This window comes from Streptomyces albireticuli (assembly GCF_021228125.1).
Classification (GTDB): Bacteria; Actinomycetota; Actinomycetes; order Streptomycetales; family Streptomycetaceae; genus Streptomyces; species Streptomyces albireticuli.
Map to the genome: position 1 here is coordinate 176,212 of NZ_JAJQQS010000004.1, position 13,699 is coordinate 189,910.

Here is a 13,699-nt window from a genome sequence, read left to right on the forward strand (position 1 = left end):
GCGGCACTCCCGCCGCCGCGAACCCGTATACGGTACGGGCACACACGCAACACGGGCTCACCATCTGGACGACACGGCACGAGGAGACACCCGGTGGTCAGTAACGAGCAGCGGCGGCGGCAGCTCGCCCGGGAGAAGTTCGAGCGCCAGCAGGAGCGCCGGGAGGCGGCGCGCCGCAAGGCCCGCCGCCGCAACGCGGTGATCGCCGCCGGTCTCGCCGTGGTGGTGGCCGCGGGCGCTACCGCGTTCGCCACGGGCGCACTGTCGGGCGATTCCGGCAAGGGTGACAAGAAGGACAGCGCGGACGCGGCGGCCCCTTCGGTCACGCCGAGCCGCGGCCCCGACCCGTGCGCGAAGGCCGCCCCGGGCACGCCCGCCGCCAAGACGTGGAAGACGGAGCCGGAGATGACCGTCGACACCTCGGCGTCGTACGCGGCGAAGCTCGACACCACCTGCGGCACGATCGACCTGACGCTGGACGCCGCCAAGGCCCCGCACACGGTCAACTCCTTCAACTTCCTCTCCGGGCAGGGTTACTTCGACCACACCACCTGCCACCGGCTGACCACGGACCCATCCCAGATCTTCGTGCTCCAGTGCGGCGACCCCAAGGGCACCGGCATGGGCGACCCCGGCTACCGGCTCAAGGACGAGAACCTCAAGGACCCCGCCGTCAAGGACGGGGTGTACCCCGCCGGGACGCTCGCGATGGCCAACGCCGGGCCGGACACCGGCGGCAGCCAGTTCTTCCTCGTCTACAAGGACAGCAAGCTGGCGCCGAACTTCACCCCGTTCGGAAAGGTCGGACCGGAGGGCATGAAGGTGCTCCGGAAGATCGCCGCCGCGGGTGAGCGGCAGGGCGGCGGCGACGGCGCCCCGAACGCGACGGTCGTCGTCAACAAGGCGTCGGTGACCAAGTCCTGACGCCGTTCCGGCGGCCGCCGGCCGTCCGCCACGTGCCCGCCCGGCGAAATTTCGGTCGCGCGGGATACGGACAGCCGGGCCGCCGGTCGCCTATGTTGGCGTTGTGTAGGGTGCCTGCTCCGACGGCTGCGAAGCACCCATCGACACCCGAATCGATCAGGCCGTCGGACCGGCCAGGGCGCGGCCCTGCCGGAACAACTGTGGACGATGCCCGAGGGGCCGCGCACCGGCCCCGGCATCATGTGGAGGAGGCGCTGTGAGCAGCGACCCATGGGGCCGCGTCGATGAGACGGGGACTGTGTACGTGCGTACCGCCGACGGGGAGAAGGTCGTCGGTTCGTGGCAGGCGGGCTCCCCCGAGGAGGCCCTCGCTTACTTCGAGCGCAAGTACGAGGGCCTGGTCGTCGAGATCGGCCTCCTCGAACGCCGGGTCAGGACCACCGACCTTTCGGCCAAGGACGCGACGACCGCGATCGACCACCTGCGCACGCAGGTGGACGAGCACCACGCGGTCGGCGATCTGGACGCGCTGCGCAAGCGGCTCGACCAGCTCGTCGCCACGGTCGAGACCCGCCGCGAGGAGCGTAAGGCCGCCAAGGCCAAGCAGTCCGACGAGGCCCGTACGGCGAAGGAGGCGCTGGTCGCCGAGGCCGAGGAGCTGGCGGCGAGCGAGCAGTGGCGGTCGGCGGGTGAGCGGTTGCGCGCCCTGGTCGACACCTGGAAGGGCCTGCCGCGCCTCGACCGCAAGGCGGACGACGAGCTGTGGCACCGCTTCTCGCACGCCCGCTCGGCGTTCTCCAAGCGGCGCAAGGCGCACTTCGCGTCGCTGGACGCGCAGCGCGAGGACGCCCGTAAGGCCAAGGAGAAGCTGGTCGCCGAGGCCGAGTCGCTCTCCGGGTCCACGGACTGGGGACCGACGGCCGCGCGCTACCGCGAGCTGATGGCCGAGTGGAAGGCCGCGGGCCGGGCGCAGCGCGAGTCGGAGGACGACCTGTGGACCCGCTTCCGCGGCGCCCAGGACGTCTTCTTCCAGGCGCGCGGCGAGGTGTTCGCCGAGCGCGACGCCGAGCAGCAGGTCAACCTGACGCGGAAGGAGGAGCTGGTCGTCGAGGCCGAGAAGCTGCTCCCCGTCACGGACCTGAAGGCGGCGCGGGCCGCGTTCCGCTCGGTCAACGAGCGCTGGGAGGCCATCGGCCATGTGCCGCGGGACGCTCGGCCCAAGATCGAGGGCCGGATGCACGCCGTCGAGCGCGCCATCCAGGAGGCCGAGGAGTCCGAGTGGCGGCGGACGAACCCGGAGGCGCGGGCCCGTGCGGCCGGTCTGACCGGGCAGCTCCAGGCGGCCGTGGACAAGCTCCAGGAGCAGGCCGACAAGGCGCGTGCCGCGGGCAACGACGCCAAGGCCGACAAGCTCACCCGTGAGCTGGAGGGCCGCAAGGCCCTGCTGGACCAGGCCCTGAAGGGCCTTGAGGAGTTCGGCGGCTGAAGTCGGCCGTGCGCATGAGTAAGGGGCTCCGGCAACAGCCGGAGCCCCTTACTCATGCGTGGACCGGAGCGATGCTCAGGGCCGGCGTGCCGATGTGACGCGGTAGACGTCGTAGACGCCCTCGACGCCGCGCACCGCCTTCAGGACGTGGCCCAGGTGCTTGGGGTCGCCCATCTCGAACGTGAAGCGCGAGGTGGCCACCCGGTCCCGGGAGGTCTGCACGGCGGCCGACAGGATGTTGACGTGCTGGTCGGACAGGACGCGGGTGACGTCCGACAGGAGCCGCGACCGGTCCAGCGCCTCCACCTGGATGGCGACCAGGAAGACGGACGACTGGGTGGGCGCCCACTCGACGTCGATGATCCGCTCGGGCTGCTGCGAGAGCGAGTCGACGTTGACGCAGTCGGCGCGGTGCACCGAGATGCCGCTGCCGCGGGTGACGAAGCCGATGATCGGGTCGCCCGGCACCGGGGTGCAACAGCGGGCGAGCTTCACCCACACGTCGTCGACGCCCTTGACGACCACGCCGGGGTCGGCGCTGGAGCGGCGCTTGGAGCGCGCCCGGATCGGGGCGTCCTCCTCGATGTCCTCCGTCGCCGCGTCCTCGCCGCCGAGGGCCTGGACGAGCTTCTGGACGACGCCCTGCGCCGCGACGTGCCCCTCGCCGATCGCGGCGTAGAGCGAGGAGATGTCCGGATAGCGCATCTCGTGCGCGAGGGTGACGAGCGAGTCGCCGGTGAGGATCCGCTGGATCGGCAGGTTCTGCTTGCGCATGGCGCGCGCGATGGCGTCCTTGCCCTGCTCGATGGCCTCGTCGCGGCGCTCCTTGGAGAACCAGGCGCGGATCTTGTTGCGGGCGCGGGGCGACTTGACGAAGCCCAGCCAGTCGCGGGACGGGGCGGCGCCGGGCGCCTTGGAGGTGAAGACCTCGACCAGGTCGCCGTTGTCGAGCGTGGACTCCAGCGGGACGAGGCGGCCGTTCACCCGGGCGCCTATGGTGCGGTGGCCGACCTCGGTGTGGACGGCGTAGGCGAAGTCGACCGGGGTGGCCCCGGCCGGCAGCGCTATGACATCGCCCTTGGGCGTGAAGACGAAGACCTCGTTGCGCGAGAGGTCGAAGCGCAGCGACTCCAGGAACTCGCCCGGGTCCTCGGTCTCCTTCTGCCAGTCCAGGAGCTGCCGCAGCCAGGCCATGTCATTGACGGTGTCCTGGTTCTTGCCGGCGTTCTTCGGGACGTCGGTGCGGATCTTGGAGGCGCCGGCGACGGCCTCCTGCTTGTACTTCCAGTGCGCGGCGATGCCGTACTCCGCGCGCCGGTGCATGTCGAAGGTGCGGATCTGGAGCTCTACGGGCTTGCCGCTGGGGCCTATGACCGTCGTGTGCAGCGACTGGTACATGTTGAACTTGGGCATCGCGATGTAGTCCTTGAACCGCCCCGGGACCGGGTTCCACCGGGCGTGGACGGTGCCGAGCGCCGCGTAGCAGTCGCGGACGGTGTCGACGAGGACGCGGATGCCCACCAGGTCGTAGATCTCGGCGAAGTCGCGGCCTCGCACGATCATCTTCTGGTAGACGCTGTAGTAGTGCTTGGGGCGGCCGGTGACGGTGGCCTTGATGCGGGCGGCGCGCAGGTCGGCCTGGACCTCGTCGGTGACGACGGCCAGGTACTCGTCGCGCTTGGGGGCACGCTCGGCGACGAGGCGGACGATCTCGTCGTACATCTTGGGGTAGAGGATCGCGAAGGCGAGGTCCTCCAGCTCCCACTTGATGGTGTTCATGCCCAGCCGGTGCGCCAGCGGGGCGTAGATCTCCAGCGTCTCGCGGGCCTTCTTCTCCTGCTTCTCCCGCTTGAGGTAGCGCATGGTGCGCATGTTGTGCAGGCGGTCGGCGAGCTTGATGACCAGGACCCGGGGGTCCTTGGCCATGGCGACGACCATCTTGCGGACGGTCTCGGCCTGCGCGGCCTCGCCGAACTGCACGCGGTCGAGCTTGGTGACGCCGTCGACCAGCAGGGCGACCTGGTCGCCGAAGTCGCGGCGCAGGGTGTCCAGGCCGTACTCGGTGTCCTCGACCGTGTCGTGCAGCAGCCCGGCCATCAGGGTGGCCGGATCCATGCCGAGCTCGGCGAGGATCGTGGTCACCGCGAGGGGGTGGGTGATGTACGGATCGCCGCTCTTGCGCTTCTGGCCCCGGTGCCAGCGCTCGGCGACCTGGTAGGCCCGCTCGATCTGGCGCAGGGTGCCGGCGTCGGCCTTGGGGTCGTTGCCGCGGACGATCCGCAGCAGGGGCTCCAGCACGGGGTTGTACGGGCTGGAGCGCTGGACGCCCAGGCGGGCGAGTCGGGCCCGGACGCGGCTGGAGGAGCCGGAGCGGGGCAAAGGGCCCGGCGTCGGCGTGGGCCGGACGGGTGAGACGCCCGCCGGGGCGGCGCCGGCCGGCTTCTCCGCGGGGCGGCTGTTCGAGAGGTTCGGGAGAGGGGCCTCGGCGGCCGTCGTGGGGGCCGGGCGCGTCCGGCCGGCCTGGTCCGGGCCGCCTGGGGCGTCCGGGGGCTCAGGGGCGCTCTGCGGGCGGCCCTGGGGCGTGCCCGGGCCCGCCGCGGCCTCGGGAGACGGCTTGTCCTGCTGTGCGGCGGTGAGCGGCTGGGCCTCGTCTGGCAAGAGCACTCCTCAAGCGGGGTCCGGCCCCCGATCAGGTCCGGGACTGCCATGGTATCGAGCCACGGCGGCCGACCGCCGCGCGCCCGGCTGTGCCCCGTACGACGCAGGGGGCGGGCCCGGGGTTCTCCCCCGGGCCCGCCCCCTGTGCCGCGCCGTCGGCTCAGACGGTGATCAGGGCCTCCAGCGGCGCCCCGTCGAGCGCCTCGGCCAGCCGCGCGCGGCCGGGCAGGAAGCCGAGCTCCATCAGCACGACGACGCCCGCGACCTCGGCGCCGGCCCGGCGGATCAGCCGCAGGGACGCCTCGGCGGTGCCGCCGGTGGCCAGGACGTCGTCGATGACCAGGACCCGGTCGCCGGCGCCCACGGCGTCGGCGTGCATCTCGATCTCGGCGGTGCCGTACTCCAGGGAGTACGCCTGGGCGAGGGTGGCACCGGGCAGCTTGCCGGCCTTGCGGACGGGCACGAAGCCGAGCCCGGCACGGACGGCCGCCGGGGCGCCCAGGATGAAGCCCCGGGCCTCCAGGCCGACGACCTTGGTGGCGCCGTACTTCTCGCACAGCCCGGCGAGGGCGTCCGTCAGCGCGGCGAACGCCTTGGCGTCGGCGAGCAGCGGGGTGATGTCCTTGAACATCACGCCCGGCTCCGGGTAGTCCGGCACGTCGTGGATGTGCGCCAGGAGCAGGTCACGCAGCTTCTCGTCGGCGGTGCCGACGCCCACGGCGCTCATCGGCGCTTGCCCGACGGACGGCCGCGGCCACCGCGGCCACGGGTGTCGGACTGCGGGACGACACCGGCCGGGGACGCGTCCTCCGGCTCGTCGCCGAACCCGGCGTCCTGCGGCTCCTGCTCGATCGACTCGCCCTTGGCGGCAGCGGCGGCGCGCTTGGCGCGCACCCGCTTGGCCAGGGCCTTCATCTGCGGGTCGCGCTCCTTGAGGTCGGCGACCAGCGGGGTGGCGATGAAGATCGAGGAGTAGGCGCCGGCCGCGAGGCCGACGAACAGGGCGAGCGAGATGTCGTTGAGCATGCCCGCGCCGAGGAAGCCGCCGCCGATGAAGAGCAGGCCGGCGACCGGCAGCAGCGCCACGACGGTGGTGTTGATGGAGCGCACCAGGGTGCCGTTGAGGCTGCGGTTGGCGATCTCGCTGTAGGTGAAGCGGGTCTGCTTGGTGATGTCCTTCGCGCCCTCCTTCAGACCGTCGAAGACGACGACGGTGTCGTAGAGGGAGTAGCCGAGGATGGTCAGCAGACCGATCACCGTGCCCGGGGTGACCTCGAAGCCGACCAGTGCGTACACACCGACCGTGATGGTGAGGTCGTGGATCAGGGCGATCAGCGCGGCGATGGCCATCCGCCATTCGAAGGCGATCGCCAGATAGATCACCACGAGGATCATGAAGATCGCCAGGCCCGTCCAGGCCTTGTCGGCGATCTGGTCACCCCAGCTGGGACCGACGATGTCGGTGTTGACCTTGTCCGTGGAGACGCCCAGCTTCTTGGCCAGCGCCTCCTGGGTCTCCCGCGACTGCTCGGTGGTGAGCTCACTGACCTGGACGCGCAGCGAGCCGCCGCCGAGCTTCTGGACGATGGCGGTGTGGCCGGATGCCTCCTCCGCCGTGTGCTGGGCCTGGGTGGCCGAGACGGAGGTCTTCGGGGTGGTGAAGACGGCACCGCCGGAGAACTCGATGCCCATGTTGAGGCCGCGCACCGCCAGGCCGACGATGGCCGTGATGGTGATCAGGATCGAGATGCCGTACCAGATCTTCCGCTTGCCGACGAAGTCGTAGCCGACCTCGCCGCGGTAGAGCCGGGCGCCGAGATTGCCGAGCTTGGACATCTCACGCCTCCTTGGGGTCGACGGGGGCGGAGGGGCGACGGCGGGCCCGCAGCGGCGGGCGGGCGCCGAGCCGCTTGGGGTCGAGCCCGGACCACGGGTGGCCGCTGGCGAAGAACTTCCGCCGGGCCAGGAGCGTCATCAGCGGCTTCGTGAAGAAGAAGACCACGACCACGTCGAGGAGGGTGGTCAGACCGAGCGTGAACGCGAAGCCCTGGACCTTGCCGACGGTGACGATGAAGAGCACCGCGGCGGCGAGGAAGGACACGAAGTCGGAGACCAGGATCGTGCGGCGGGCGCGCGGCCAGCCCCGCTCGACGGCCGGACGCAGGGTGCGGCCCTCCCTGATCTCGTCCCGGATGCGTTCGAAGTAGACGATGAAGGAGTCGGCCGTGATGCCGATCGCGACGATCGCACCGCAGACGGCCGGCAGGTTCAGCGCGAACTGGATGGCCTCGCCGAGCAGCACCATGATCGTGTAGGTGAGGATCGCCGAGCACAGGAGGCTGGCGAGGGCGACGAGCGCGAGACCGCGGTAGTACGCCACCAGGTAGATGATCACCAGGATGAGGCCGATGGCGCCGGCCAGCAGACCCGCGCGCAGCTGCTCACCGCCGAGCGCGGCGGTGACCGTCTGCTCGGTGACGACGTCGAAGGACAGCGGCAGGGCGCCGTAGGACAGCACGTTCGCGAGGTCGCGGGCGCTCTCCTGGGTGAAGCCGCCGGAGATCTCCGCCTGGCCGCCCGCGATGGAGGTGGACACCGAGGGGTCGGAGACGACCGAACCGTCGAGGACGATCGCGAACTGGTTCTGCGGCGGGGCCTTGGTGGCCAGCTGGCCGGTGATGTCGGCGAACTTCTTGGAGCCGCTGGAGTCGAACTTCAGCTGGACGATCCAGCCCTTGCCCTGCTGGCTGTCGAAGACGGCGTCGGCGTCGGTGACGCCGGTGCCCTCGACGGCCACCGGGCCGAGGATCTCCTTGGCCGAGCCGTCGCGCTTGCACGCGACGATCGTGTCGGTGGGGAGGGCGCTCGCGGCGGCCTTGCTCGCCGCGGCCATGCCCTCCTTGGTGGTGCAGTCCAGAGCCTCGAGCTTCTTCTGGAGCGCGGCGATGTCGGCCGGGGACGGCGTGGGGTCCTTCTTGGCGTCCTTGTCCTTGGACTTGTCGTCCTTGGCCTTGTCGTCCTTCGCACCGTCCTTGAGGGAGGCGGTCGCGTTCGGGCTCGGCGTGCCGTCGGCCTTCAGGGCGTCGGAGACGGCGCGGCCCTTGGGGGCGGTGCTCGCGGAAGCGGAGGCGGAGGCCGAAGCGGACGGGGAGCCGGACGGCTTGGTCTTGTCGTCCTTGCTCTTGTCGCCGTTCTTGCCGTCCTTGCCGTCCTTGTCCGAGGCGGAGGAGCTGGGGGACGGGTTCGGCGCCGGGGCCGCGGCGTCGGCGATGGTCAGCACCGGGCGGAAGCCCAGCTTGGCGGTGGTACCGACCTGCTCACGGGCCTGCTTCGCGTTCGTCCCCTTGGGGATGTTCACGATGATGTGGTTCTCGCCCTGCGTCTGGACCTCGGCCTCGGAGACACCGAGACCGTTGACACGGCGCTCGATGATGCCCACGGCCGTGTTCATATTGGTCTGATTGATCGCATTGGGCTTGCCGGGCTCGTTCTTGGCCTCCAGCGTGAAGCTGGTGCCACCCGCGAGGTCGATGCCCAGCCGTGGAGTGGTGCGCCCGGAGGCGAACATCCCCGCCGTGAGCGCCACCATGGCGATCAGGATCAGGACCAGGACACGGCCCGGCCTGCCCTGGCCGCCCGGGGACCTGCGGCCCTTCTTCGGTGCTGCCACCTTGTCGTTTCTCCCTGTCCAACCGCCCGGCGTCGGGTGTTCGCCGGACGGCCACGAAGTCTTGTGGGGACGTGCCCCCCGCCGGAGCCTAGACCGTAAAGGAACCGCGGCGCACCGCTCACGCAGTGCTCCGCGGTTCCCTGAAGGGGCTACTTCGCGTCGGCGTCGCCGTCCTGCTTGCCGTCCCGCTTGGCGTCCTCGGTCTTCTCGGCCTTCGCAGCCGCGTCCGTGGCACCGGCCTTGGAGTCGGCGGTCGTGTCCTTGCCGAGGTCGATCTTCTTCTCGGCCGGGGCGTCGCCCTCGGCGGCCTCGGTCAGCGAGGAGGCGTCGTCCGGAACGACCGGGGTGTCGGACTCGTCCGGCTCGATCCCGTGGACGATGCGGTTGTACTCCTCGTCCTCCAGGACGGCGCCGATGGCGTTCTTCGCGTAGATCGCGTGGACGCCCGGGGCGACCTCGAGGAGGACCGAGTCGTCGCTGACCTCCTTGACGGTGGCGTACATACCGCCGATCGTCCGCACGCCGGTGCCCGGCTGCATCTGGTCGCGCATCTGCGCCGCCTGGCGCTGCTTGTTCTTGGCCGACCGGGTCATCAGGAACATGGCCCCGATAAGCACGATGAACGGCAGGAGAGTCATGATATTCACGGGACGGGGTTTCCTTCGCACGACCACGGGAGGGCGCGGCCTGGTCTACGGGGGTGGTATGCCGCGTCTGTACGGACGGGCATCGGCGGAGTCTAAGCGAGTCCGCGCCTATGGAACAACGCCCAGCATGGCACCGTGGTTCCTGACCGGACCAGTACCCGCGCCGTTCAGCCGCCGAAGAGTCCCTGCTGGCCGGGGGCGCCCGCGGCCTGCTGCGGGGGCACCATCCCGAGGTGGTTCCAGGCCGCCGGGGTCGCGATCCGGCCCCTGGGCGTCCGGGCCAGCAGACCCTCCCGGACCAGGAACGGCTCGGCGACCTCCTCGACCGTCTCGCGCTCCTCCCCCACCGCGACGGCCAGTGTGGACAGGCCCACGGGGCCGCCGCCGAAGAGCTTCAGCAGGGCGGTGAGCACGGCCCGGTCCAGCCGGTCGAGGCCGCGGGTGTCGACCTCGTAGACCGCGAGGGCCTGGGCGGCGACCTCCCGGGTGACCAGACCGTCGGCCTTGACCTGGGCGTAGTCGCGCACCCGGCGCAGCAGGCGGTTGGCGATGCGGGGGGTGCCCCGGGAGCGGCCCGCGATCTCGGCCGCGCCGTCCGCGTCTATCTCCACGTCGAGGAGGCGGGCCGAGCGGTGGATGACCCGCTCCAGCTCGGCGGGGGCGTAGAACTCCATGTGCCCGGTGAAGCCGAAGCGGTCGCGCAGCGGGGGCGGCAGCAGGCCGGCCCGGGTGGTGGCGCCGACGAGGGTGAAGGGCGGCAGCTCCAGCGGGATCGCGGTGGCGCCGGGGCCCTTGCCGACGATCACGTCGACGCGGAAGTCCTCCATCGCCATGTACAGCATCTCCTCGGCGGGCCGGGACATGCGGTGGATCTCGTCGAGGAAGAGGACCTCGCCCTCGGTGAGGGAGGAGAGGATCGCGGCCAGGTCGCCGGCGTGCTGGATGGCGGGGCCGGAGGTGATGCGGATGGGCGCGCCCATCTCCGCCGCGATGATCATCGAGAGGGTGGTCTTACCGAGGCCGGGAGCGCCGGAGAGCAGGACGTGGTCGGCGGTGGCGTTGCGCTGCCGGGCGGCCTTGAGCACCAGGTCGAGCTGCTCGCGGACCCTTTCCTGCCCGACGAACTCCTCCAGGTCCTTGGGGCGCAGGGCGGCCTCGACGGCCTGCTCCTCGCGGTCGGCGGCGGCGCCGACGAGGCGGTCGCCGGCGGCGGACGGACCGGTGGTGGTGGGGGCGGAGTCGTCGTCCCAGTTCACGGGGGCCTCTCGGGGGAGCGGGGTCGGGTGCGGGTGGGTCGGTCGGGGGCGGGGCTTTCCCCTACCCGCCCCTTCCCGGAACCGGGGGCGGGCCCCCGGGCCCCCTTTCCGCGCTGACGCGCGGTGTCCTCGAACGCCGGACAGGCTGGATTCGGGCCCGGTCCGGACGACGAGTCGGCCCGTCGGGCGTCCGGGCCACGGGCCGGGAGGGGGTGGGACCGGGTGCGGCCACCGTCAGCGGGCGCGGTTCAGGGTCCGGAGCGCGGCCCGGAGCAGCTGCCCCACCTGCGGTGTGCCGCCGCCCGCGACGACCTCTTCCGCCTGCGGCGTCACCGCCGCCACCGCGTCGTCCGCCTCGCGGGCCGCGTATCCCAGCCCGACGAGCGCCGCGTGCAGCTGGTCGCGCCAGCCGGCGGCGGCAGCCGCGCGCGCGGGGGCCGCGCCGGTCCCTACGGGGGCGCCCAGCCGGTCCTTCAGCTCCAGGAGCAGCTTCTGCGCCCCCTTCTTACCGATGCCCGGCACGGCCGTGAGCGCCTTCTCGTCGCCCGTGGCGACCGCGCGCCGCAGCGCGTCCGGCCGGTGCACGGCCAGCATGGCCTGGGCGAGGCGGGGGCCGACGCCGCTGGCCGTCTGGAGCAGCTCGAAGACCTGGCGTTCGTCGTCGTCGGCGAAGCCGTAGAGGGTGAGGGAGTCCTCGCGCACCACGAGGGACGTGGCGAGCCTGGCGTGCTCGCCGACCCGGAGGGCGGAGAGGGTGTCCGGGGTGCACAGGACGGCCATGCCGACGCCGCCGACCTCGACGACGGCGGTGTCCGGGGCGAGGGCCGCGACCGGGCCGGAGACAAAGGCGATCATGCGCTGCCCTTCAGGGTTCGTGCGGTGGCGTCCTGGGGACGCGCGGTGCGGCGGTGGGCGGCGACGGCCTGCTGGAGGCGGTTGGTCGCCGGGGCCCGCCAGATGTGACAGATGGCCAGGGCGAGGGCGTCGGCCGCGTCGGCCGGCTTCGGCGGCGCGTCGAGCCGGAGCAGGCGGGTGACCATGGAGCCGACCTGTGCCTTGTCGGCCCGGCCGCTGCCGGTGACGGCGGCCTTGACCTCGCTGGGGGTGTGCAGGGCGACGGGCAGCCCGCGGCGGGCGGCGCAGAGCATGGCGACCGCGCTGGCCTGGGCGGTGCCCATGACCGTGCTCACGTTGTGCTGGCTGAAGACGCGCTCCACGGCGACGAACTCGGGGCGGTGTTCGTCGAGCCACCGCTCGATGCCGCGCTCGATCAGGACGAGGCGGTCGGCGACCTCGGCCTCGGCCGGGGTGCGGACCACGCCGACGCCGAGCATCCGCAGCGGCCGCCCGGCGACGCCCTCGACCACGCCGACGCCGCACCTGGTCAGCCCCGGGTCCACGCCCAGCACGCGCATCGCGCCCCTCCTCCGTCGTCCGTCCGCAGACTATCGGCTGCCACCGACAACGCCCGATCATGCCGACGGGCCGACGGGTCGGTGTCCCGTCGGCCCGTTCTCGGCCTGTGTCCCCGGAGAGCCGTGGCGGATCGCCGCTTACGCGTCGACCTTGGCCATCACGTCGTCGGAGACGTCGAAGTTGGCGAAGACGTTCTGCACGTCGTCGCTGTCCTCCAGCGCGTCGATCAGCTTGAAGATCTTGCGCGCGCCGTCCTCGTCCAGCTCGACCTGCATGGTCGGGACGAAGTTGGCCTCGGCGGAGTCGTAGTCGATGCCCGCCTCCTGGAGGGCGGTGCGCACCGCGACCATGTCCGTGGCCTCGCTGAGCACCTCGAAGGTCTCGCCCAGGTCGTTGACCTCCTCGGCGCCCGCGTCCAGGACCGCGCCGAGGACGTCGTCCTCGGTGAGCTCGCCCTTGGGGACGATCACGACGCCCTTGCGGTTGAAGAGGTACGAGACCGAGCCCGGGTCGGCCATCGAGCCGCCGTTGCGGGTCATGGCGACGCGCACGTCGGAGGCGGCGCGGTTGCGGTTGTCGGTGAGGCACTCGATGAGCACCGCGACACCGTTCGGGCCGTAGCCCTCGTACATGATCGTCTCGTAGTCGGCGCCACCGGCCTCGAGGCCGGCGCCGCGCTTGACCGCCGAGTCGATGTTCTTGTTGGGGACCGAGCTCTTCTTCGCCTTCTGGATGGCGTCGAACAGCGTCGGGTTACCCGCCGGGTCGGCACCGCCGGTCCGGGCCGCGACCTCGATGTTCTTGATCATCTTCGCGAAGAGCTTGCCGCGCTTGGCGTCGATCACGGCCTTCTTGTGCTTCGTCGTAGCCCATTTAGAGTGGCCGGACATCCGCCTGTCTCCTTCGCGTAACCAATTCTGAACGAACGACTGAGATCCTACCGGGACCTCGCCGCTACGCCGCGCGCACCATGTCGACGAACAGTCCGTGCACCCGGTGGTCGCCCGTCAGCTCCGGGTGGAAGGACGTCGCCAGCACGTTCCCCTGCCGCACGGCGACGGTGTGGCCGTCGTACGTGGCCAGCACCTGGGCCCGCGCGCCCAGCGACTCCACCCAGGGGGCGCGGATGAAGACCCCCTCGACGGGACCGCCCTCGATCCCCGCGACCTCGATGGCCGCCTCGAAGGACTCGTTCTGCCGCCCGAAGGCGTTACGGCGCACGATCATGTCGATGCCGCCGAGCGTCTCCTGGTCCTCCCGGCCGTCCAGGAGCTTGTCCGCGACCATGATCATGCCGGCGCAGGTGCCGTAGACCGGCAGCCCGGCCCGCACCCGCTCGCGCAGCGGCTCCAGCATCCCGAAGGCGACCGCCAGCTTGGACATCGTGGTGGACTCGCCGCCGGGTATGACCAGGCCGTCGAGGTCGGTGAGCTCCTCGGGGCGGCGGACCGGGCGGGCCACGGCCCCGGCGGCCGCGAGGGCGATCAGGTGCTCGCGGACGTCGCCCTGGAGGGCGAGTACGCCGATGACCGGGCTGTCGACGGGGGTTGTCACGGGGTACCTCTCACGGCGGGATCACGGCGGGGACGCGGTGTACGGACGGTGGGCGGCCCCTGGGAGCGGGCCGCCCACCGGAACATCC

12 protein-coding genes are annotated in these 13,699 nt (G+C 71.7%); 2 read left to right on the forward strand and 10 right to left on the reverse strand.

Annotated features, from left to right (window positions below):
- The first annotated feature begins 93 nt into the window (after positions 1 to 93).
- Entirely contained in the window at positions 94 to 924 is an 831-nt protein-coding gene (locus tag LUZ64_RS09135) for a peptidylprolyl isomerase (protein WP_095583857.1), read from the forward strand.
- A gap of 256 nt (positions 925 to 1,180) precedes the next feature.
- Positions 1,181 to 2,410 carry a DUF349 domain-containing protein gene (locus LUZ64_RS09140; RefSeq protein ID WP_095583858.1) on the forward strand — a complete coding sequence of 410 codons (1,230 nt, stop codon included), beginning with the start codon at positions 1,181 to 1,183 and terminating at the stop codon, positions 2,408 to 2,410.
- Between the two features lie 75 nt (positions 2,411 to 2,485).
- Here the strand turns inward: LUZ64_RS09140 and LUZ64_RS09145 are convergent, their stop codons facing one another.
- The 10 genes from LUZ64_RS09145 to pdxT all read right to left on the reverse strand — a co-directional run bounded on the left by LUZ64_RS09145 (position 2,486) and on the right by pdxT (position 13,611).
- Positions 2,486 to 5,068 carry a RelA/SpoT family protein gene (locus LUZ64_RS09145; RefSeq protein ID WP_095583859.1) on the reverse strand — a complete coding sequence of 861 codons (2,583 nt, stop codon included), beginning with the start codon at positions 5,066 to 5,068 and terminating at the stop codon, positions 2,486 to 2,488.
- Between the two features lie 160 nt (positions 5,069 to 5,228).
- A complete protein-coding gene (locus tag LUZ64_RS09150) occupies positions 5,229 to 5,795 on the reverse strand; it encodes an adenine phosphoribosyltransferase (protein WP_095583860.1) in 567 nt (188 codons plus the stop codon).
- Positions 5,792 to 6,904 (reverse strand): protein translocase subunit SecF, encoded by a 1,113-nt coding sequence (gene secF, locus LUZ64_RS09155; RefSeq protein WP_095583861.1) that lies wholly within the window; start codon positions 6,902 to 6,904, stop codon positions 5,792 to 5,794. Before secF ends, LUZ64_RS09150 begins: the two co-directional genes overlap by 4 nt.
- A 1-nt stretch (position 6,905) precedes the next feature.
- On the reverse strand, positions 6,906 to 8,738 hold the full coding sequence (gene secD / locus LUZ64_RS09160) for a protein translocase subunit SecD (protein ID WP_095583862.1): 1,833 nt from the start codon (positions 8,736 to 8,738) through the stop codon (positions 6,906 to 6,908).
- 149 nt (positions 8,739 to 8,887) lie between these two features.
- Entirely contained in the window at positions 8,888 to 9,385 is a 498-nt protein-coding gene (gene yajC / locus LUZ64_RS09165; RefSeq protein WP_095583863.1) for a preprotein translocase subunit YajC, read from the reverse strand.
- 167 nt (positions 9,386 to 9,552) lie between these two features.
- Positions 9,553 to 10,641 carry a Holliday junction branch migration DNA helicase RuvB gene (gene ruvB, locus LUZ64_RS09170; RefSeq protein WP_095583864.1) on the reverse strand — a complete coding sequence of 363 codons (1,089 nt, stop codon included), beginning with the start codon at positions 10,639 to 10,641 and terminating at the stop codon, positions 9,553 to 9,555.
- Between the two features lie 234 nt (positions 10,642 to 10,875).
- The gene (gene ruvA, locus LUZ64_RS09175; RefSeq protein ID WP_095582516.1) at positions 10,876 to 11,496 is read right to left on the reverse strand and encodes a Holliday junction branch migration protein RuvA; all 621 of its coding nucleotides are present in this window, start codon (positions 11,494 to 11,496) and stop codon (positions 10,876 to 10,878) included.
- Positions 11,493 to 12,056: a crossover junction endodeoxyribonuclease RuvC gene (gene ruvC / locus LUZ64_RS09180; RefSeq protein WP_095582517.1), complete on the reverse strand. Its 564-nt coding sequence runs from the start codon at positions 12,054 to 12,056 to the stop codon at positions 11,493 to 11,495. Before ruvC ends, ruvA begins: the two co-directional genes overlap by 4 nt.
- 138 nt (positions 12,057 to 12,194) lie before the next feature.
- The gene (locus LUZ64_RS09185; RefSeq protein ID WP_087928950.1) at positions 12,195 to 12,947 is read right to left on the reverse strand and encodes a YebC/PmpR family DNA-binding transcriptional regulator; all 753 of its coding nucleotides are present in this window, start codon (positions 12,945 to 12,947) and stop codon (positions 12,195 to 12,197) included.
- A 64-nt stretch (positions 12,948 to 13,011) separates the two neighbouring features.
- Positions 13,012 to 13,611, reverse strand: a complete 600-nt coding sequence (gene pdxT, locus LUZ64_RS09190; protein WP_095582518.1) for a pyridoxal 5'-phosphate synthase glutaminase subunit PdxT — start codon at positions 13,609 to 13,611, stop codon at positions 13,012 to 13,014.
- Between the last annotated feature and the right edge of the window lie 88 nt (positions 13,612 to 13,699).